Origin of the sequence: Paenarthrobacter sp. CAP02, assembly GCF_040137855.1 — a bacterium.
GTDB lineage: Bacteria > Actinomycetota > Actinomycetes > Actinomycetales > Micrococcaceae > Arthrobacter.
In genome coordinates this window covers 1-18841 of sequence record NZ_JBEEII010000001.1, presented here as the reverse complement: position 1 = coordinate 18841, position 18841 = coordinate 1, and the positions used below count along the sequence as shown (strand labels likewise).

General features: G+C 62.2%; 21 protein-coding genes and 1 pseudogene. 14 read left to right on the top strand and 8 right to left on the bottom strand.

Annotation, left to right across the window (positions count from 1 at the left end):
- Positions 1-621 precede the first annotated feature (621 nt).
- From ABHM97_RS00110 to ABHM97_RS00095, 4 genes are all read left to right on the top strand, one after another.
- Positions 622-1950: a purine-cytosine permease family protein gene (locus tag ABHM97_RS00110; protein WP_349469148.1), complete on the top strand. Its 1329-nt coding sequence runs from the start codon at positions 622-624 to the stop codon at positions 1948-1950.
- Between the two features lie 262 nt (positions 1951-2212).
- Entirely contained in the window at positions 2213-3586 is a 1374-nt protein-coding gene (locus ABHM97_RS00105) for a flavin monoamine oxidase family protein (RefSeq protein ID WP_253031028.1), read from the top strand.
- 264 nt (positions 3587-3850) lie between these two features.
- Positions 3851-4444 (top strand): TetR/AcrR family transcriptional regulator C-terminal domain-containing protein, encoded by a 594-nt coding sequence (locus tag ABHM97_RS00100; RefSeq protein ID WP_253031010.1) that lies wholly within the window; start codon positions 3851-3853, stop codon positions 4442-4444.
- A gap of 109 nt (positions 4445-4553) precedes the next feature.
- Positions 4554-4775 (top strand): hypothetical protein, encoded by a 222-nt coding sequence (locus ABHM97_RS00095; protein WP_253031009.1) that lies wholly within the window; start codon positions 4554-4556, stop codon positions 4773-4775.
- Positions 4776-5655: 880 nt separating this feature from the next.
- Here the strand turns inward: ABHM97_RS00095 and ABHM97_RS00090 are convergent.
- The 3 genes from ABHM97_RS00090 to ABHM97_RS00080 form a co-directional block, all read right to left on the bottom strand.
- A complete protein-coding gene (locus ABHM97_RS00090; RefSeq protein WP_253031008.1) occupies positions 5656-6279 on the bottom strand; it encodes a recombinase family protein in 624 nt (207 codons plus the stop codon).
- A 101-nt stretch (positions 6280-6380) separates the two neighbouring features.
- Positions 6381-6983 (bottom strand): hypothetical protein, encoded by a 603-nt coding sequence (locus ABHM97_RS00085; protein ID WP_349469147.1) that lies wholly within the window; start codon positions 6981-6983, stop codon positions 6381-6383.
- A 645-nt stretch (positions 6984-7628) separates the two neighbouring features.
- Positions 7629-7931 (bottom strand): hypothetical protein, encoded by a 303-nt coding sequence (locus ABHM97_RS00080; protein WP_253031006.1) that lies wholly within the window; start codon positions 7929-7931, stop codon positions 7629-7631.
- Between the two features lie 227 nt (positions 7932-8158).
- On the opposite strand from ABHM97_RS00080, the gene mobC reads away from it, so the two are divergent.
- Genes mobC through ABHM97_RS00065 form a run of 3 tightly spaced genes read left to right on the top strand, consistent with a single transcriptional unit; the run spans position 8159 to position 11445 of the window.
- Positions 8159-8554, top strand: a complete 396-nt coding sequence (gene mobC, locus ABHM97_RS00075) for a plasmid mobilization relaxosome protein MobC (protein WP_253031005.1) — start codon at positions 8159-8161, stop codon at positions 8552-8554.
- The gene (locus tag ABHM97_RS00070; protein WP_349469146.1) at positions 8551-10182 is read left to right on the top strand and encodes a relaxase/mobilization nuclease domain-containing protein; all 1632 of its coding nucleotides are present in this window, start codon (positions 8551-8553) and stop codon (positions 10180-10182) included. Before mobC ends, ABHM97_RS00070 begins: the two co-directional genes overlap by 4 nt.
- Before the next feature lie 30 nt (positions 10183-10212).
- Positions 10213-11445 (top strand): hypothetical protein, encoded by a 1233-nt coding sequence (locus ABHM97_RS00065; RefSeq protein ID WP_253031004.1) that lies wholly within the window; start codon positions 10213-10215, stop codon positions 11443-11445.
- 141 nt (positions 11446-11586) lie between these two features.
- On the opposite strand, the gene ABHM97_RS00060 is transcribed toward ABHM97_RS00065, so the two are convergent.
- The gene (locus ABHM97_RS00060) at positions 11587-12066 is read right to left on the bottom strand and encodes a hypothetical protein (RefSeq protein ID WP_349469144.1); all 480 of its coding nucleotides are present in this window, start codon (positions 12064-12066) and stop codon (positions 11587-11589) included.
- Positions 12067-12117: 51 nt separating this feature from the next.
- On the opposite strand from ABHM97_RS00060, the pseudogene ABHM97_RS00055 reads away from it, so the two are divergent.
- Together ABHM97_RS00055 and ABHM97_RS00050 are read left to right on the top strand one after the other, a co-directional pair.
- Positions 12118-12414: pseudogene (locus ABHM97_RS00055) on the top strand (SGNH/GDSL hydrolase family protein); the annotation flags it as partial.
- Entirely contained in the window at positions 12411-13235 is an 825-nt protein-coding gene (locus ABHM97_RS00050; protein ID WP_349469143.1) for an SGNH/GDSL hydrolase family protein, read from the top strand. The pseudogene ABHM97_RS00055 and the gene ABHM97_RS00050, both read left to right, overlap by 4 nt.
- Here the strand turns inward: ABHM97_RS00050 and ABHM97_RS00045 are convergent.
- A complete protein-coding gene (locus ABHM97_RS00045) occupies positions 13211-13498 on the bottom strand; it encodes a YciI family protein (protein ID WP_235520931.1) in 288 nt (95 codons plus the stop codon). The two genes, ABHM97_RS00050 and ABHM97_RS00045, sit on opposite strands and share 25 nt — an antisense overlap.
- A 68-nt stretch (positions 13499-13566) precedes the next feature.
- Here ABHM97_RS00045 and ABHM97_RS00040 point away from each other — a divergent pair, with 68 nt between their 5' ends.
- On the top strand, positions 13567-14046 hold the full coding sequence (locus ABHM97_RS00040; protein ID WP_235520929.1) for a MarR family winged helix-turn-helix transcriptional regulator: 480 nt from the start codon (positions 13567-13569) through the stop codon (positions 14044-14046).
- A 57-nt stretch (positions 14047-14103) separates the two neighbouring features.
- Positions 14104-14868, top strand: a complete 765-nt coding sequence (locus ABHM97_RS00035; RefSeq protein WP_235520927.1) for an SGNH/GDSL hydrolase family protein — start codon at positions 14104-14106, stop codon at positions 14866-14868.
- On the opposite strand, the gene ABHM97_RS00030 is transcribed toward ABHM97_RS00035, so the two are convergent.
- The 3 genes from ABHM97_RS00030 to ABHM97_RS00020 are packed head-to-tail and all read right to left on the bottom strand — an operon-like array spanning position 14865 to position 17603.
- Positions 14865-15671 carry an FAD:protein FMN transferase gene (locus ABHM97_RS00030; protein WP_349469141.1) on the bottom strand — a complete coding sequence of 269 codons (807 nt, stop codon included), beginning with the start codon at positions 15669-15671 and terminating at the stop codon, positions 14865-14867. The genes ABHM97_RS00035 and ABHM97_RS00030 overlap by 4 nt on opposite strands.
- Positions 15655-16146, bottom strand: a complete 492-nt coding sequence (locus ABHM97_RS00025) for an FMN-binding protein (protein ID WP_349469140.1) — start codon at positions 16144-16146, stop codon at positions 15655-15657. Before ABHM97_RS00025 ends, ABHM97_RS00030 begins: the two co-directional genes overlap by 17 nt.
- On the bottom strand, positions 16143-17603 hold the full coding sequence (locus ABHM97_RS00020) for a ferredoxin reductase family protein (protein WP_349469138.1): 1461 nt from the start codon (positions 17601-17603) through the stop codon (positions 16143-16145). Before ABHM97_RS00020 ends, ABHM97_RS00025 begins: the two co-directional genes overlap by 4 nt.
- Positions 17604-17998: 395 nt before the next feature.
- On the opposite strand from ABHM97_RS00020, the gene rpmB reads away from it, so the two are divergent.
- The 3 genes from rpmB to rpsN are packed head-to-tail and all read left to right on the top strand — an operon-like array spanning position 17999 to position 18712.
- Positions 17999-18235 (top strand): 50S ribosomal protein L28, encoded by a 237-nt coding sequence (rpmB, locus tag ABHM97_RS00015; protein ID WP_011776361.1) that lies wholly within the window; start codon positions 17999-18001, stop codon positions 18233-18235.
- Positions 18235-18402 (top strand): 50S ribosomal protein L33, encoded by a 168-nt coding sequence (gene rpmG, locus ABHM97_RS00010; RefSeq protein WP_003798558.1) that lies wholly within the window; start codon positions 18235-18237, stop codon positions 18400-18402. The genes rpmB and rpmG overlap by 1 nt, the downstream gene beginning before the upstream one ends.
- Before the next feature lie 4 nt (positions 18403-18406).
- Positions 18407-18712 carry a 30S ribosomal protein S14 gene (gene rpsN / locus ABHM97_RS00005; protein WP_011776360.1) on the top strand — a complete coding sequence of 102 codons (306 nt, stop codon included), beginning with the start codon at positions 18407-18409 and terminating at the stop codon, positions 18710-18712.
- The last annotated feature ends 129 nt before the right edge of the window (positions 18713-18841 follow it).

Sequence of the window (18841 nt, the reverse complement as noted above, 5' to 3'; positions counted from 1 at the left end):
GTAGACGACGCCTGGCGTGGAAGGGCCAGACCGGCTGTTCCCGGCGAACGTCGTCCAAACGGGTGCATGTTCAATTGTTTCCCCGCGTGAGGAGGGACACATCAGCCGTTCGGAAACCCAAAAGAATGATCTCTTCGTGGCCGAAAGGATGATCTTTTCGGCCGACTCCGCTCAATGCGACCGGACCGTGTTTCACTGATTCCGAGGGACGGTCCTCCATCAGCGGCGGGCCAGGTTAGCCCAAACATGGCGCGATCAAATCCCTCGAAACCCCAGGAGTTCCGTCCCTGTTCGTGATCTCCAGTGGTACCTACTCGGCCAATCCAGACTCCCGGCGGCCAAAATCCGCTGCCGTCGCGCTGGAGGCAACAACCGGTGGCGGTATGCCTTGGCGGAACGCCCATTAGCGCAGACATGGATCTGTCGGCGCGAAATGCTCCCGGACAAATGACCCCGTTGCTGCGGTAACCCTGAGCGAAACGCCCAGGGCACGGGCCGAACCCTCGGCCGTCTGCAGCTGGCCTAGGGGTCAACAAGGCAAAAAACCGGCGGTCTCCGCCGCCGGTTCCGTCAGTTTGATCACACCTAAGAGGTGAAACTTTGTCGTACTCAAATTACGTCTTGCCCGCTTCGAAGCGCGTCGGCAAGTGGTCCGTCACAATGGCGTGGTGGGCACTGTTCTCCGCAATGTTCTGGCTCTACATCGCAGTCGCTTCAGCAGGAGCAGTCGGTGTCCTCAACACGGTGATCGGCATGGTGCTGAGCATCGCAACCTACGGCGCCATCAATCTCGTCCTATCCCGCTACGCGGCACGGACCGGACTGACCGTGAGCCTGTTCTCCCGGACCCTTTTTGGTCTGGTCGGCTCCGCCCTCGCCTCCCTCATTCTCGCGGCCACGGCCATCTACTACGCAGTATTCGAAGGATCGATCATCGCCGTCGCGTTCCACGAATTCTTCGGCGGCAGCATGGTCCTCTGGTATGGCATTGTTGTCATCTATGCGATCCCCCTGGCCGTGGGCAGCGTGCAGAACTGGCTCGACCGCCTCAACGGCTTTCTGCTGCCGTTCTATGTCGCCGGCCTCATCGCTGTCGTCGTAGCCGCAACGCTCCTCAAAGGCGTACCGAGCGATTGGATCGGGCACGCTGCTGCCGCGTCCACGCTGCCAGGCTGGCTGACCTCCTACCTGATCTACATGGGTGTCTACGTCCTCATGATGTACACCTTTGACTACGCACGCCTCGGCCGGGAAAAAGACGAAAAGTTCCTCGGAACCGTCGCCTTTGGCTGGGTCTTCTACGCCTTCGCGTTCGCCCTGAACGGACTCATCGGCATCTACATCATGAGCGCATGGGGGCTTGAAGCATCCGAAACCGGAGTCGTCCAGGCATTCATTTCCTCCCTGGGATTTGCCGGGTTGCTGGTCATCCTCGTATCCCAGACGCGCATCAACACTGCCAACTACTTCGTGGCATCGGAGAATCTCTCCGCTTTCGCCAGCCGGGCCTTCCGCCTGAATCTGCCCCGCTACGTGTGGGTGATTGTCACCGGAGCCCTGACCTTCCTGCTCATGCTCACCGACGTCCTGAGCTACCTGCTGAAAGCGCTGGCCTGGCAGGGAGTCTTCGTCACGGCATGGGTTGCCATCGCACTGGTCTACATCGGCCTGAACTGGAAGAAGACGGACCGTGTCCCGGACATCCGCCCGGCCAGTCTGAAACCCGTAAGCCTTGGCGCCCTCGCCTGGCTGCTGGCGTCAACCGTTGGAATCATCCTTACGGAGCAGACGGCTTTTCCTGTTGTCTCGCAACTTACGCCCTTCATCACCATGGTCCTGGCCGGCGCCCTCTACTACGGTGCCCACAAGCTCTCCCCCCCGCCATCGATCGATTCTTCCGAGTCCCTTGACACAGCCGAAGAAGAATTGGACCCGGCCATCGTCGGTTAGCCCCAGAGCACAACAAGCCGCCGGTGTGCCGGGTTCCAATAGACCCGGTTCACCGGCCGAATCATCCTCTCCGTCCGCGCACCGAACGCAGTTAGACCAACAATCCGGTGGAACTGCCCCCTTGCGCCATTCATATCGGCGGACCAGAGGCCGCGGCGCGAGGCTCTCTGCCCTGCCCCGCCGGACCCCAGCGGACATATTGCCAGGCATCTACAACGGAGTCATTCCGCACAGCGCTGGACCTACAGATTTGAGGTATCACATGGAACACATTGAAAAGGACGTCGTCATTATCGGGGCGGGAGCTGCCGGCCTGACCGCCGCTCACGAATTGAGGAACGCGGGACTGAGTGTCGCCGTTCTCGAAGCCCGAGACCGTGTGGGCGGCAGGATCTGGACCGGTGTCATCGACGGGGCGGTGCTGGAAATAGGCGGGCAATGGGTTTCCCCCGACCAGGACGCCCTGATGGAGACAATCGCCGAACTCGGTCTGGAGACATTTTCACGGTACCAGGCCGGCGAAAGCATCTACCGGAGCGAACAAGGAGATCTCACGCGGTTTGCAGGACCGATGTTTCCCGTGGATCCGGACACGGCTTCGGTCATGGAAGTGCTCATCGAGCGGCTCGACGCCCTCACGGCCGAGATCGACGCAGATGAGCCATGGAACCACCTCCGGGCGCGGGAACTCGACCGGATTTCCTTTGACGGATGGCTGCGCAGCCAAACAGACAACAAAGAAGCGCGGGACAACATTGGTATGTTCATCGCGGGCGCCATGCTGACCAAGCCAGCCCACGCCTTCTCTGCCCTTCAGGCGCTTCTGATGGCAGCCAGCGCTGGGAGCTTCAGCCACCTGGTTGACGCGGATTTTATTCTGGACAAGCGCGTCATCGGCGGATTGCAGCAGGTTCCCCTCCTGCTCGCTGAGCGGCTGGGCTCCGACATCCATCTCGGAAAGCCGGTCCACACGCTGAAATGGAACGACAACGGCGTCACGGCCGTCGCCGAAGGCCTCACCGTTCAAGCCAAACACGCCATCATGGCCGTCCCGCCAAACCTCATAAGCCGGGTGTCGTTCGAACCGCCGCTGCCCCGTCGCCAGCACCAGCTCCACCAGCACCTCTCCCTGGGCCTGGTCATCAAGGTCCACGCCGTGTACGACCGCCCGTTCTGGCGGGAGAACGGACTATCCGGTACCGCCTTCAGCCCCTACCAGCTGGTACACGAGGCATACGACAACACCAACTACGAAGACAGCCGCGGCACCCTCGTGGGGTTCGTCTCCGACGAAAACGCCGACGGCGTCCTCATGCTCTCGGCCGACGAGCGCAAACAGCGCATCCTCGAGTCGCTTGCAGGCTACTACGGCCCGGAGGCCCTGGCCCCAGAGGTCTACTACGAGAGCGACTGGGCAAGCGAAGAATGGACCAGAGGCGCCTACGCGGCAAGCTTCGACCTCGGGGGACTGACCCGTTTCGGTCCCGACCAACGCCAACCAGTTGGTCCCATCCAGTTCGCATCCAGCGATCTCGCAGGACTTGGCTACCAGCACGTCGACGGGGCCATCCGGATGGGACGGCGCGCGGCAACGGCCATCACGCATTCCCGTTTGGAAGAGTCCGTCCCGCAATGATGGAGGGCACCCAAAAATGTCCGTAGTTGCCACGGCAGCCGAGTCAGGCGGCCGAGAGGACCATCAACCAATGTTATCGGCATAGCCGTGGGCCACCACGGCAGTCCGCTTCCGGGCCAGGCTTGCGGCAGATCCACCACCCGCAAACCGGCTCGGGAGCGGCCGTCCCCTAGACATGGTTGGCGCCGCCCCGAAACGGCGTCGGCAGTCGTGTCAAGTCTGCTTGCAGACACGAGAAACGCATCTGTAGAAGGAGGGCACCCAGTGGGACGCCCAGTCACGCCGCTGCTTTCCGTCGAAGGCATCATTGATGCTGCCTCAGAAATCATGGCCCTGCAGGGAGACTTCACCATGCAAAAGGTGGCCCACAATCTACAGGTCCGGCAATCTGCGCTCTACAACCATGTGACTGGACGACGCCACATCATCGAGCTGATGAGAGAACGGATCTTCAAAGACTTTCTTCTGCCTGCACCACTTCCGGCTTGGCGTGCGATTGAACACGGGGCCCGGCAGTACCACGGGGCCTGCGCACGTCATTCAAGGCTCGTGGCTGTGTTGGCGGCGTCTCCGCTCGTTGACCCAGCAGCTGGCCGGATCCGCCAATATTGGGCTGAAAACCTCGCCGCGGCAGGTTTTGATGGGACAAAGATCCAACTCATCATCACTACCTTGGACAGGTTTATCCTCGGATCGGTACTGGCTGAGGAAGGGGCACGACGCATGGACAGGTCGGGCACAGAAAATCTCACCCCCACAATGGCAACAGGACTAACTCAAAATCAGGAGCCGGATTCCTTCGACTTCGGAATTTCGGTGCTCCTCAGCGGCCTGGAACCGGTTCGAAACCATACGTGAGGGTCGTGACGTCCGTGCCCTATGTGGCACCTAAAGCGCTCCGTCCTGGATTCCCACCGGCCGTGATGCAAACCCGGCCACAAGCTGCCATTCAAGACTAGGAAGCCAGATGATCACCCAGCACCCCGGTCCGATTCTGGAAGTCACCGTAGACGACCCGGATAGCTTGCAGAGCGAGCTAACCTCCGCAGTGGACACCGTCCGCGCGTACGCAATCCGCGAGGGCCGCCACGGCATCATGATGACACAACACGGGTATGCGTCCTACAAAGTTTTTGTCAGCCCGGAGGTCCCTTACGGGCTGACAAAGGAGCAACCTCTCTGGCGGTAGCGTGCCATCGCACCACCCGTATACACAGGGAGCTCCGCAGCAGGAGACGCCCGCACGCTGCAGCCGTAGCCAACATCTCTGCCTGGCAGTCACACCGGAGAGCTGCAGCTCCGACCAGGATATTCAAGTTCCTTGGTTTGTGGGACGCCCATCCTTCAAGGGACGATCCGTGGTCCCTGATGACGGGTGCAATATCCCAACGTTGCACAACTATCTCAAACGGCAGCGGCTGTGATCAGGTTGCTTCCGCCGTCAACGACGCTGCACGATGACCCCATGTAAGGGCTCGCGGTTACGCTGCCCTCAACGGATACTCAGGCTCCGGGGAGCGCAGGGGCCGGCAATGTTCTGGCTCGGATCCCCAGCAGAAGGGGCAGTCCAGGATGTCGAGGGAGGAGCCGCAGGATCGACAGACCTCTTCTTTCAATTCCGAGTCTGGTAGTGCAGGCAGCGGACGCTCTGTGGACGGACCATGCCATCTGCTGTTAACTAACGCTATCCGCTTCATCGCAAGCTTCCCGGTGTTTCAGAAGTGTTGAGAGGTTGGCCCGCACCTCCGAGCCTTCCCTTGACATACCTAATTCTTTCCCCAACCCAGGAGGGGCACATCGGCCGTTTGGGACTCCAAAGGAATGGTCTTTTCCTGGCCGAAAGGATGATGCTCCCTCCACTTAATGCATCAGAATCGTGGCATATCGGGGGAACCTTCGATGGCGATAAGTGGCGTTAAGGCGCCAGCTGCGGCCTGTGGACGACTGCGGAACGGGGTGAATCCGAGCTCGCCACCTGCCCCACTACGCCTTGGCGCGGCGCATGCTGAGTACCAACAGCTCGATATGGTGCAGCTGCCCAATGACCGCGGCCGGCCGGGATTGGGAAGTCATGGATTCTTGCCTTTCGTGAGCAGCTTCAACCCATCGGGCCGTAATTCTCCGGATGGTGAGACGTGCCGGTACAGGGTCTGGCGGGTGACGCCGAGTTCGGTGCAGAGGTCGCTGACTTTAGTTCCGGGCTGCCCCATGGATGCCATGGCGAGCCGGAGTTTCGCGGGGGACATTTTGTAGGGACGTCCGCCATTGCGGCCACGTGCCCGTGCCGAGGCTAGTCCGGCGAGAGTGCGTTCGGAGATGAGTTCGCGTTCGAATTCGGCCAGTGCGGCGAAGATCCCGAAGACGAGCTTTCCGGAGGCGGTGGTGGTGTCGATGGCTGCGCCTTGGCCTGTGAGGACTTTGAGCCCGATGCCGCGCTCGGTCAGGTCGTGGACGATGTTGACCAGGTGGCGGAGGTCCCGGCCCAGCCGGTCGAGCTTCCATACGACCAGAGTGTCGCCGTCGCGCAGTGCCTTGAGACACGCTGCCAACTCGGGTCTATCATCCTTCTTTCCTGAGGCCCTGTCTTCGTAGAGGGAATCCGCGTCGATGCCGACGGCCAGGAGTGCATCCCGCTGCAGGTCCGTGGTCTGTGAGCCATCGGCTTTTGAGACCCGCATGTATCCAACCAGCACGGGACTGCTCCTCTGTTATTTATACGTTCGTTTAAGTGACACCCAGATCCGAAATCTGGACGATCCTGAAAACTGTCACTTAACCCGTTACTTATACTAAGTCATGCAAAGGGTTCGCCATTATCTTTATGTGAAAGAAAATCGAGGGGGATCTTGAGCTCGGTGAATGCTTCGCGGATTCCGTTGCCCGACCCTCGATTGCCGAGTCCATATAGCGCGAAGTCGTAGAGTTTTTTGGCGGTCTCCTGGTCTTCTCTTGCAGCTTCTACGGCGGCGTCAAATGCTGCGACTACCCGGTCCCACAGCTCATCCAGAGTCGGTTCCTTTTGATCACCGGCCGTTGCTGTCGGTGCGGCGGGCCGGGTTCCGTCGCCGACATTGGAGGCGGGTTCGGGCAGGAGTAGGTGGGCGGAGGTACCCAAAGCAGTCAGTGAGCCGGCTTCGATCAGTTCCATCGCGACTGCTGCTGCTTCGAGCAGCTGCTGCTGGGCGGTCCAATGGAGGGTTTCGAACGGTTGCCACGAATACAGCCCTGCCCGGAACGGGTGACCGCAGTGTTCCCAGACACGACGCATGTCGTCCAGTTGCCGGCCATATCGTCCCTGGGCTGTGGTGAGTTCGTCCAGGAGGGTACGCAGCAGCCGGAACCAGATGCCGGCAGTGCAGATGACTTCTGACAAACGGATGTCAACAGTCCTGTGCACCGAGGCCATACTTCCGCATGAAGTGGTGCAGGCGACTTCTGAAAACGACAACGCCCGTAACTTCAGATGCTTTGGCTGCTTCGGCAAGCTCGTCCCAAGCGTCCTGCAACTCTGCCATCTGCTGAGGCGTCAGCGGCTCCTGGGGCTCCGGCTCACCTGCTACAACGACAGTGGAGACAGCATCCCTGGCCGCCGGCTTACGTCTCCGGAAAAAGACTTGCAGACCCACAAACGTTCACCTCACAATAGTTGTCGTTTCTGGCGTGCCCTGCGCTTGGCGACGGTGGTAATAGCGGGCAGTACTTCGACGGTTGCCCCCATGAGTCTTCGAAGGTTTTCAGCGTCCCCGGTTCCGAGCCTGTGGGTCCCGCGCGCCGCTTGTCCGATGTGTGGTCCCTGCTGAAAAGAACCCGACCCCGTTCGGGTGCTGCGTCGGCGGCGACAGGCTTGGACCATGGGGAACCATCCCGTTCCCGACCCCGCACCGTACTGAGCCTGTGCCCAGCCACCGCCCACCCCGTGGCGACGTGGGCGCGTTGGTGACGTGGTGGTTGGGCGCAGGCGGTCAGGTGGGTCCAGTCGTCCACAGGTGCACGGGAAAAGCCCGAAGGAAGTAGCTTTTGCCGTGCACGTGTGGGCGAGGGGTTACTGCTCCGAACCGCCTGCCACCGGAACAGCTTCCTGGACGGCTTTCCGGCCGCGCGGCCGCCCGCCGGACTTCTTCGTAGGAGCGTCGAGGCCAAAGCCACGCAGGTCGGATTCGGTCCAGTCGGCGCGGAGGGCTGTCTGGTAGTCCTTGGCATATTTCTGTTCGGCGGCTGAAAGTAGCTGGGCTGCTTCTGCGAGTTCAACACTGCTGGCAGCGGCGGTCTTCACAGCGTTGACTTTGGTGTCCCGGGCGGCGTCAATTTTTGCGGCCGCCTTGGCGGCGATGTCGTTGATGTCCATGCCCCGACTCTACGGGTTTTCCACCGCGTTGACTTTTCGGGTTTTCAGGACTGTGCACAGCGGCTCCAAAAACCCGAAAAGTCAACCTTACGGAGCAAGCTATACACTTACACGGGTGTAAGTGGCTTGTCGCGCTCGACACTGGCGGTCGAGTGCGGCACACTGGTCAGTGTGGTCCCCGGTTCCGGGGTCGCTGCGCTGGGCCTTTCGAAGGATTGGGGGAACGAGTGACTGAAGAGAATGGCGTCCGTTCCCGACTCTCCCGGCGGCGCCGTGAGAACAAACCCGCAGGGACCAAGAAGCGCCGTGACGTGTGGGTCACCGTGGAGGAAGAAGCCGCACTCGTCGCCAGGGCTGAGCGCGAGAAGGTCACTGTTCCGAACCTGCTGATTTCGTCAGCTCTGTCGGAGCACTCCGATTCACCTACGGAACGCCGCGCCATTGCTGCGGAGCTGATGTCCCTGCACAACCTTCTGGCCCGTTCCTCGAACAACATCAACCAGCTCGCACGGCAGGCGAACGCCACGAGCGAGTTACCCGCTGAGGCGCGCGAAGCGTTGAAGCACATACGTTCCGTGGCCATGCGAATCGACGACGCCATTGACGGGCTGATGCAGGGATGATTCCGAACATCACTCGCGGTTCGCGTATGGGCGGGCTCATGGTTTACCTGGCATCGACCGATGCCAACAAGACGAAGAACGCCCACCAGGATCCTCACCTGGTAGCAGGGGATGCTGCAATCATGGCGTGGTACGACGACGGTGTTCTGGACCGGGACGATGCCCTGGCGATCGCCAAGCATTTGGACCGGCCGCGCAAGATGTTCGGTGTCTCGGTTCAGATCAAAGACATGCAGTGGGACGCGGCGAAGAAGGAGCGCGTGCACGTCGGGTACAAGGACGCCAGCGTGTGGCACTGCTCGCTGAGTCTGCGCGCCGAAGAGGGTGCACTGACGGATCAGCAGTGGGGCGATATCGCGAACGACTTCGTGGACTCCATGGGCTTCACCGAGGCCAGCGGCAAGGCCCGGTGCCGGTGGGCCGCGGTGAACCACGGCACGTCCGAGAACGGTAACCATCACATTCACCTGGCTGTCTCGCTGGTTCGCGAGGACGGCACCAAAGCATCGACCCATGGTGACTACAAGCGTGCACAGCAGACCTGCCGCGAGCTTGAGGTCAAGTACGGTCTGGAACAGCTCTCCACGGTGCACGCCACCCGCGGATACGACCGGGCCGAGAAGGCCACCGCCGTCAGGGACGACCGCGAAATGCACCGGTCATCACTGGCACGGAAAGTACGGGCCAGCGCCAGTGCCTCAGCGACCGAAGCTGAGTTCGTACGCCGGGCCCGCGACACCGGCCTGCTGGTTCGGCCGCGCTACGCCAAGAACACCACCGACGTCGTTGTTGGGTACTCCGTAGCTGAACGACCCCCCCAGGGTGAGCGGCCTATCTGGTTCGGCGGCGGGACCCTCGCCTCTGACCTGAAGCTCGGAGCCCTCCGGGAGGAATGGATCGACACCCCGCACCTCGCCACGGAAGCTGCAGCGGAGTGGAACGCAGCGGCACGCAACAAGCGCACGGTCTCAAAGACCGGACCGGAGAATGCAACGCCGCCGGCAGAGGCATGGGTGGAGTACACGCGCAACGCGACCGCCCTGGCGGACCAGTTGCGCACCGTTCCACGTGATGATCACGCAACCTGGGCGAAGGCCGCCCGGGAAGTATCAGGAGCGTTCGCGGCATGGTCGTACCGGCTCGAACCGACCCCCGGGCCGCTGGCGGCCACCGCTGCTGAACTGTCCCGCACCGCCCAGTTGCGCGCACCAAGGCAGCACAGCAAACCTGTCGCTCTCCCGTCGATTGCCGGTACTGCCATGTTGTTCATGGCCGCGTCGAGCAAGAACAAGACGGCCGCGCAGACGGCACTGATGGTGCAGCTGATCAACACGGCCTTTGCAGTTTATGAAATGCACGCCCAGTCCGGTCGGACCCGTGAGGCTCAGCGCATTCGTTCGGTGGTTGAGGAGCAGTTGGCCCCGTTCACCGAGACCATGCCCAAGACGGTTTTGGTGGGTGCCGAGCAGCAGCCGGCCCCCGACGCTGCAGCGCCGCAGAGGGCGATCGATATCGCCCGGCGCGGCATGGTGCCCATCCGTCCGGGATCAGCCGTGCCATCGACGCCGACACCGGCAAAGACCTCCCAGCCCAGCCGACGCGACTCCGGGTCGGGCCTCGACCGATAAAGTCCACCACCAAACTGCAAGGGGAACAGCATGAGTGAATCAGATGGAATGGATGACGTCCTGGACGGCGGTCTGCGGCAGTCGCTGATGATCGCCTCACGCATTGCCGAGACACTGGCACGCCGACGCCAGGAGAGCCAGCGGCAACAGGAACACCAGGACGCCCAGACAGCGCACCAAGCCCAGGCACGCCTCGCTGCTGAACGCAGTGCCGCGCACGCAGCGCTGACACCCGTGGGCAAGGACCAGTGGTGGGACAAGGCGCAGCCGAGCGACATCGCCACGGCACACGCCGTCGCCGAAGGCTGGAAGGACCAGGACCCGGCCGCGCTGGCAGCGTCGGAGAAGATCCGTCAGGAAGTTCTCACCCGCTACGGCATCGACACCCACGACGTCGGCCCGGACGCCGCCTACCTGGAATCAGGGATCCAGGCCATCACCACGGAAAAGGCCCGGCAGGATGAGCTGGCGCGCGGCCAAGAAGAGACACGCAGAGCCGCCGCGGAACACGAGAAAGCCATGCAGCTTCTCGCAGCAGCCCGCGCAGAAGAACTCCGCGCCCAGGCCGCGAAACTGGCCCCCGAGATGAAACGCCACGAGGTGCCCCTGGAGTACCTGGCCAACCCCGAGCTGGCCCAGGCACTGCAACGGGCTCACAACGCCAAGACCCCCAAAGCCGTTGCAGTCGCCGACGCCGACATCAAGGAACGCATGTTCCTCATCGGCAAAGACGGCATCCACGGACCCGACCTTGACCAGCTGCGGAAGGAAACCACCGCGAACATCAACGGGGCCGGCGCCTCGCACTTCGAGGATCCCGAATTTGTGAAAGCCGCCAAGGACATGCACGAAGCCAAACTCCTGGCAGAGGGCGGCTTCCAAGGCTCCGAACGGGCGTCAGTGGAACAGCGGTACGAACGCGCTGAGAAGGAACTCTTTGCCCGCATGGAAGGACTCGGCCGCGAGATCGAGAACCGCGTCACCGGCAACGACAGCAGCCGGCTCAAAGACCAGGGCCTCAAAACGGAGAGCACATCGGCGGCCGACTACGGCTCGGCCGAACACCACGAGAAATTCGCTGAGTCCCTGGCCAACACCGGCGCGAATGAGACCCAGATACGCGGACGCCTCGCAGCCGCACGCAGCGAGGGCACACACCCCAGCGCAGCGGTGACCATGGGAAAGGGAGCCGTCAAGGCCAGAAAATCGCGCACGGGGGCAGCAGTGGGCTCGGAGAGAGGCAAGAACGGCCTTACCCGCTAGTTCTGGCAGATGTTAGAGGAGGGGCTGCTGTCTGGCGGCCCCTCCTCTCTTGTGTCTACTTCGGTTGCCTTGGCTTCTTCGTGGGTTTCTTCGCGGAGGACTTCGCCCGCTTCGGAGTGGTAGACCGTTGAAAAAGACGACTTAGTCGTTCTCCCACTGCAGCCCGAGGAGGCGAAACGAGTTGCTGATTTCCGGCCTGTCGTGCTGCAGTGGTTCTTCGCCGACTACATTATGGATGTTCGGCGTGATCGGTGGATCACCGGGGCGCTCGAAGATGGCCCAGAGCTGGAGATCGTCACCGTGACGCGAGGTAAAAGTGACGCCGTCGAAGTCTGTCATCTCGTAGAGCCAGGCCGCGACGGCCTGGGTGAGGTGCCGGGGCCGGGCGTCCTTCAGGGCCGCGGCGTCAAAGTCAGCCAGACCCAGGCTCAGGGCCAGTCCGATGAAGTGCGGGTACAGGGCTGCGACGCTGCCCGAGGCGGTCACCGCACAGTACCGCCCGGACAGCTCTGCGGACGCGGCAGCGCGCACCTCAAGCCACTCCCTGGGGACCTGCCCCGGGGCGATGGTGGGGTGCAGGACCTTATCCTCGTCGTCCTCAACGATCTCGTCCAGCTCCATGCTCAGCCGCGCATCCTTGCGGAAATGCGCCAGAACCTCCAAAAGGCACGGCGGCTCCACATGTCCAAGGCAGGCCACAAGTACCTGGCCGCCCAGGTCCTGGACCACCTCAACGTGCCGCACAAGATCTCGCTCAAGGAGTGGGATCCACCTACCCGCTTGTCTGTGCGCGAGTGGGAACGCCGGCAGCGCCGTTGGGTCAATGACTGGGTGGTGCCTTTGTTCGGACGCAAACTGCGGGGCATCACGCTGGGGGATACCTTGAACCCGCGTTGGCCGCAGCCGGTCCAGGTTCCGCGCAAGGGCGGGCTGAAAAAGCTCATGCAGGACCGGGAGGCAAGGCAGTGAAGGAACAGACCAAGTTCGTGGCCCTCGGAGATTCCTTCACGGAGGGTGTTGGCGACATCGACCTGCGGCTGCCGAACAATTGCCGCGGCTGGGCCGACAGGGTGGCCGAGGAACTCGCCAGGGCCGATGACCGGACAAGATACGCCAACCTGGCCATCCGGGGGCGCCGCCTTCAGCGGATCATCGATGAACAGATCGAGCCCGCGTTGGCCATGCGTCCTACGTTGGTCAGCTTCTACGCGGGCGGGAACGATCTATTGATGGCAAGGCTGAACATGGCCCAGCTCATGCGGGACTATGAGCATGCAGTGCGCCGCCTGAAGGCCAGCGGAGCCACGTTGCTGTTGTTCACGGGCTACAACGTCCCTTTGTCCCCGTTGCTTGAACCCCTCAAGGTCCGCACGGCCATCTATAACCGCAACATTCGGCGGATTGCCGCGAAGTATCAGACGCTCCTGGTCGACTACTGGTGCTTCGAAAAGTTTCAGGACCCCCGCATGTGGGCCCCGGATCGCCTGCATATGGCTTCTCCCGGACACAGCTACATGGCCAAAAAGGTCCTGGAGGTCCTGGGGGCGCCGCACTCGCTCCAGTCACCGGCGCTCGCCGCTCCCCTTCAGCGGTCCCTGGCCAAGAACATCGTCGACGACGTCACCTGGCTGAAGCGCGATGTGGGACCGTGGTTTTCGCGCCGGCTCCGGGGCGTTTCAAGCGGGGACCACCTGGGTGCCCGTTGGCCGGAACCGATGCCCGTGGTGCTCCCCGAACGGCTTGGTACCGCCAGAGCGCGGGAGGATCAGTTGTCGAGCAGGTTTTCGTAACCCTCCGCGACGCTGGTTGCGGTGAATTCGATGATCTCGAAGTCAGCTACGCCATTGCTGTAGAAGGGGTCCTTGGCCAAGGATGCGTCCAGCGTGGCCCGGTCGACTTTGGACAGCAGCACGCCTCCCGTGGCTGGGACGCGACGGCCCGACGCGAGGAAGATCCCGCCGTCGAACGCGTCCTTAAGCCAGGCCATGTGGCCTGGGCGGTGAAAGTCGACAATTTCGTCGGGAACCTTGTAGGTCAATGAGACAACGAACATGCGCACAGCCTATCTGTTGGGCCGTCAGGAAGACCTAAGGAAGCTGCGGATTCTCATAAGATGGGTTCATGACTCAACCCCGCTGGCTCAACGCCGACGAACGCCGTGCCTGGCTGGCGCTGCTCAGCATCAACACCTTGCTCCCTTCGGCGTTGGACACCCAGCTGCAGTCGGCCGGCAAGCTCTCCCTTTTCGACTACAACGTGCTGGCCATGCTTTCCGAAACTGAAGGCCGTTACCTTCCCATGAGCGAGCTCGCTGCGCGGACAAGCGCCTCCTTGTCGCGGCTCTCGCATGTGGTCACCAAGTTGCAGAAGCGCGGCTGGGTTGAACGGCAGGCGCACCCGGGCGATGCCCGTGTCACCGTTGCGCACCTGACTGAGGCCGGCATGTCCACCATCGTGTCCCTTGCCCCGGGGCACGTGGAATCCGTGCGCACGCTGATGCTCGATTCGTTGAGCCCGGAGGATGTCGCGGACCTCGCACGCATCGGTGAGAAGATCGTGGCCCGCCTGGACAACAACCACTGGATCCTTCGGGACTCCTAGGCGGACGAATAGCCCTGGGCTTTGTGGCCGCAACAGGTGAAGTGGCAAACTGACGGCATGGATTTTTCTGCCCGATATGTTGCCCTGGGGGACTCGTTCACGGAGGGTGTTGGAGACGACGACCCCACCCGCCCCAACGGCGTTCGCGGCTGGGCCGATGTGGTGGCCCAGCAGCTCGCCCACAGCAACGAGGGCTTCGGCTACGCCAATCTCGCCATCCGCGGGCGGAAACTCCGCCAGATCATGGCAGAGCAAGTGGATGCCGCCGTCGCCATGAACCCAACCTTGGTGACGCTGTACGCGGGGGCGAACGACATCCTGCGGCCCAAGATCGATATTGATGCGCTCTTGGAGGAATACGACGCCGGGATCGCCAAGTTGAGCGCGACGGGCGCCACGGTGGTCCTCTTCACGGGCTTTGACGCGAAAGGCTCAAAAGTCTTCAGTGCCATGCGCGGGCGTACGGCCATTTACAACGAGCTGGTCCGTGAGATCGCGGAAAACCATGGTGCCCTGCTGGTGGACTACTGGCGATTCGACGAATACGACGATTGGCGCATGTGGGGCGAGGACCGGATGCACATGTCCACCGCAGGCCACGTCAATATGGCAAAGCGGGTGCTGGACGTCCTGGAGCATGAGCACGCGATCGAGGTGCCGGAGCTCGCACCGATGAAGCTGGCCAACAGGGTGGAATCCTTGAAGGCCAATGCCCGCTGGGTCAGGGAATCCGCGGCTCCCTGGGTATCGCGCCGCCTGCGGGGAGTCTCATCAGGGGACGGCTTGAGCCCGAAGTACGCCGAACTGGTCAGGCCGCTCTAAGCGGCTTCCCTGAAACCGGGCGTCGAAAGAAGCGTTCCATCCCGGCGGACCGCCAGCACTTCGACGCCCCACCCCTCCACGGCCCGGTCCAGTGCATTCGTACCACCGGCGACGATGGCCGTCGCAAGGACGTCGGCTGTCACGATGTCCGACGCGGCAACGGAGACTTGGGCGAATTCGGGCCTGCTCGAACCAACTGCCCATATATGTTCCCCGCGTTCTGCCGATCCGGACGTAGCCAAGGCGCTCAGGGGACCCAAGGGAAAAGCCCCCAGCAACGCCTGCCGATTCAACGGATCCACGATGCCCGCAAGCCACGGTTCACGGGTGTCCGGAGCTGTGTGGACGGGATCGGGCGACCCACTCACCAGCACGTCACCGCCGGCGTTGACGCACCAGTCTTGCAACCCAATCGCCCTCAACGACAATGCCGCTTCCCGCATGGCATGTGCTTTCACGATCCCTGACAGGTCCAAACCGCCATCCGGCCGCTCTGCCGTGAAGGCTCCTTCCGTGGCGAGCCGCCACTCGGATGCCTCGGAGTAGAGCTCCTTCATTGTGTCCGAGGCGGAGGCCAGGGCCAGCTCGCCGCGGTTCAAGCGGCTCGCCTCCGAGCCTGCCCGGTAAAGGCTGAACGTCAGGTCCAGTTGCGTGAAAATGCCTTCAACCACCTCGACGGCGGATTCAACCTCATCGACGGCGGTGTCAGCAGGCGCTGTGCTTGCCACGGTCAGGCTCACCACGGTGCCCATGCTGGGGAACGTGCGGGCCCGGAGCCGTTGCGGCTTAGAAGTTCGCTGCATCGAGGGCCGCCTGGAGGGAAGTGAGGTAAGCATCGCTGGTAACAGTCGCGCCTCCGATGGTTTGGACGTTGGCGGACTGGGCCTGCAGGACTTCGGACCTCAGGATGGGAGCTGCCCGGCTGCTGATCTGCGCGGATCTCCGTTCCGCGTCCGTGAGCTGGAGGGGCGTGACCTCGGTGATCTTGCCGTCCTTGATGGTGACCCGGACCTGGACTGTACCGAAGCGGGTCTGAACCTGAGTGCCGTCGTAAGTGGCCGCCGTCGTACTTTCTGTACTACCGCTGCCGCTGCTGGTTCCGGACTTGCCGGTTGTCCCACTGGTTCCGGTACTTCCGGTTTTTCCGCTGTTGGCGGTGCTGCTCAGGCTGGTTGTGGTTGCCGTGCCTGTCTCGGCGATATGGGCCCCTGACTGCCAGCCGGCCAGGAGGACGCCCGCCGATGCCACTGCGGTGGCGAGGGCTGCTCGAATTCTCACCAGTCGAACCTTTCGTAGTGGAGTTGTTCGGTGGGGACGCCCGCGGACTGGACGTCCCGGACAACCGATGCTGCCCAAGGCACAGGCCCGCAAACATAGACGTCGGCATCAGTGATGTTCTGAACGTAGGAGTGGAGTCCAAAGCCGGCCCGATCCGCGTTCTGCGGTAGCCACGGGTGATCGCCCTGGGACCGCGGCCCCGTCAGGTGGAAGAGGGTGGCGCCCCGGGTTTGGCACAGGGCCATGATTTCCCGGTCGAGGAAGAGTTCGGTTTCGTCGTGGCCGCGGAGCAGCACAGTTGCGTCGCCGGGCTGGAACGGAGTTGATTCAAGCAACGAGCGCAACGGAGTAATGCCAATTCCGGCGCCGATCATCACCACCTTGTTGCGGGTCCTGGCGGCCGTGCTGAACATGCCGTAGGGTCCCTCGATGGCCACCCTGGTTCCCGGTTTGATGTGCTCCAGGTCGGCTGTGCCTTTGCCAAGTGCGCGGACAGTGATGCGGATTTTCCCGGGCTGGTTGCCCTGTCCGGTAAAGGGCTCGGCGGACAGGCTGAACGGATGCGGTTGCCACCATTGGCCCGGCGCCAGGAAGCGCCAAAAGAAGAACCGGCCGCCGGAACCTGCCAGCCGCGCAAGGTTGCGGCCCGTCATTTCGATACTGAAGACACCCGGGGAAACCCGGACCACCCTGCTCACGGTGATTTGATGCCTGAACGTAGCCGCGATGGGCTGCCAGATCCGGAACCAGAGCAGGGCCGCGCCGGTACCCACGCAAAGCACCAGCCAGTACCAGCGCTGCCAGGTGCCCTCCGCAAACAGCCCGCCCACGCTGAACTGGTGCGGGATGGCAGTCCCCACCGCCGCGTAGGTGAGCAGGTGTATTGCGTACCAAAATTCGTAGGGGAACTTGCGGCGGACAGCCACCAAGGACGTCACCACCACGGCAATGAACAGCGCCGTTGAGACGAAAGCAAGCCACATGTCCGGAACATTCACCCACAGCGAGACCGACTCACTGACAGGATCCAGTCCCTCCGCAGCGCCGTACCCGACAGCCAGCAGCACACCGTGGGCAAGCAGGAGATAAAGCGCCGGCTTGCCCAAGGTCTTGTGGACCTCCACGGCACGGTCGTGTCCGATGGTGTTGTCAATGAACGGAATCCTGGCGGCCAACAGCAACATCAGCAGGACGATATCCATGCCAATCAAGCCGGCAACGATCCCGAGCGCCGTCATCGTTCCCGCGAAGCCTGAGAAACCGTTCGCCCCGCCGTCGGCCAGCCACAGGGCCACCGACGCTGCACCCGACAACCACGCGAGGCCTCCCAGAAGGTCGGTCCGGGCCAGCCGCCGTCGTGCCTGCGAATGGAAACGTTCGACGGCGGTGGGCCGCTTCCCTTTGGCCCCTTCCGGAGCGCTTTTCACCGGTGAGCCGGAGGTAAGTAGCGAGGTCATGAATCAAGACTCGCCATGATTCCTTTCATTCTGCTGTGAAAGGGCTGGCGAGGGCTTATGATTCCTGATTGGTCTTAATTTGGCGTGACCCGTAGAATAGTTAGGCGCTAGGTAGTGCGGATCGTGTGCAATTGCTCCGGTTGGTGGTGAGTGTCAGTCTGACTGACCTCCCGGTGGCCGGTAGTTAGGGGCTCAAGTTGCGTGCATTCCTGTATTCGCCCGGTATCCCAGGTTCCGATTCAGTGGTTTCCACTGCTCTGTCCTGAGGCCAACCTTCTTCGCCGCAGTTGCTGCGGAAACTACCGAAATGGTTTGGACCGGATGCGGACACTGCCTGTCGCACGGTAACGCAGGAACATCTGCACGCCGTTACATTCAATCTTTGGAGGAGAGTCATGGCAGCACACTGCCAAGTGACCGGAGCCGAGCCGGGCTTTGGACACAGCATTTCGCACTCGCACCGTCGCAACAAGCGTCGGTTCGACCCGAACATTCAGAAGAAGCGCTACTGGGTTCCGTCCCTGCGCCGTAATGTCACGCTGACCCTGTCAGCCCGTGGCATCAAGACCATCGACGTACGCGGCATCGACTCAGTCGTTGCTGACATCCTGGCACGAGGAGTAAAGCTCTAATGGCAAAGGACAAGGACGTACGCCCGATCATCAAGCTGAAGTCCACTGCGGGCACCGGTTACACCTACGTAACCCGCAAGAACCGTCGTAACGACCCTGACCGCCTGGTCTTGAAGAAGTACGACCCCAAGATCCGCCAGCACGTCGAATTCCGAGAGGAGCGCTAAACACATGGCAAAGAAGTCCAAGATTGCTCGCAACGAGCAGCGCAAGGTCATTGTTGAGCGTTACGCTGCCAAGCGTCTCGAACTGAAGAAGACCCTGGTTGACCCCAACGCGACTGACGAAGCACGCGAAGCTGCACGCCTCGGCCTGCAGAAGCTGCCCCGCAACGCCTCCCCGATCCGTCTGCGTAACCGCGACCAGATCGACGGCCGTCCCCGCGGTACGCTCCAGAAGTTCGGTATCTCCCGTGTTCGCTTCCGCGACATGGCTCACCGTGGTGAGCTCCCGGGCATCACCAAGTCTTCCTGGTAATCACGAAGTCCTGAAAAGGGCCGGCAACCGTTATGGTTGCCGGCCTTTTTTGTGTTTAAGCCCCGTGGCTTTCTGACGCTCTCTCACGTTCCGCCTGTTTCAGACCGACGCTCTCTCACGTTCCGCCGG